The sequence below is a fragment of the Mesorhizobium sp. M0244 genome, from assembly GCF_040321795.1.
Lineage (GTDB): Bacteria > Pseudomonadota > Alphaproteobacteria > Rhizobiales > Rhizobiaceae > Mesorhizobium.
Genome location: NZ_JAMYSE010000232.1, coordinates 1 through 775 on the forward strand (window position 1 = coordinate 1; position 775 = coordinate 775).

The following is a 775-nucleotide window of genomic DNA, read 5'->3' on the forward strand; positions in this document are numbered from 1 at the left end:
CCAGCACCACGGCATTGATCAGCGCGATGCCGCGCATCGCCTGCAAGGCGTCAACGACCGGGCGCTGGTTCCATTCCGGGAGCAGGCTGAGTATCTGTTCCTCGACCTGCTGCAGGCGCCGTTCCGCATCCGTGACGGCATCGACGTAATCCTGAAATGCGATCTGCTGGGCGGGATGGTCGAAGGCCAATGTCGAAAGCCATCGCCGGTAAGCCTTTCGCCAGGCCGTCCCACGCTCATGCTTGCGCCCGTGACGCAGCAGAAATCCTTGAAGATGTTGGCGCGCTCGCGTCACCACCTGTCGCACGACGCTGCGCAGCCGGATCAGGTCGCGCATGGCTTCATGATCGGCGTCGGGCACCCAGACGGGGGTCAACTCTCCGGCCCGATGAAGGCGGGCGAGCATGGTGGCGTCGCGACGGTTCGTCTTCACCCGATCGCCAGGCTTCCGCGGAATCAGCGACGGCGCCACCACGTCGCACCGATGGCCGAGGCGCGTCAGTTGGCGATGAACGCCATAGCCGCACGGGCCGGCCTCATAGCAAAACGCCAGCCGCTTGCCGGACCGTCCGAGGCGATCGCACAGCTTGCTCACGGCATTAGCGTCATTAGCAATCTCCCCGAGATAGTCCACCGAGCCGCAGCGTCCGCTCTCCGCCACCGCGACCGAGATCCCTTCCTTGTGAACATCCAAACCGACAAATCTGATATGGTCCATATGGCCCGTCTCCTATGCATGAGGCTCTGCGCCGGCCAGCCGGCTTAACCCTCGTAC

1 protein-coding gene is annotated in these 775 nt (G+C 64.0%); it reads right to left on the reverse strand.

Features of this window, described 5'->3' with window-relative positions:
• A partial coding sequence (locus tag NKJ08_RS38805; protein WP_352786419.1) for an IS110 family RNA-guided transposase occupies positions 1 to 694 on the reverse strand: 694 nt, incomplete at its 3' end.
• Between the last annotated feature and the right edge of the window lie 81 nt (positions 695 to 775).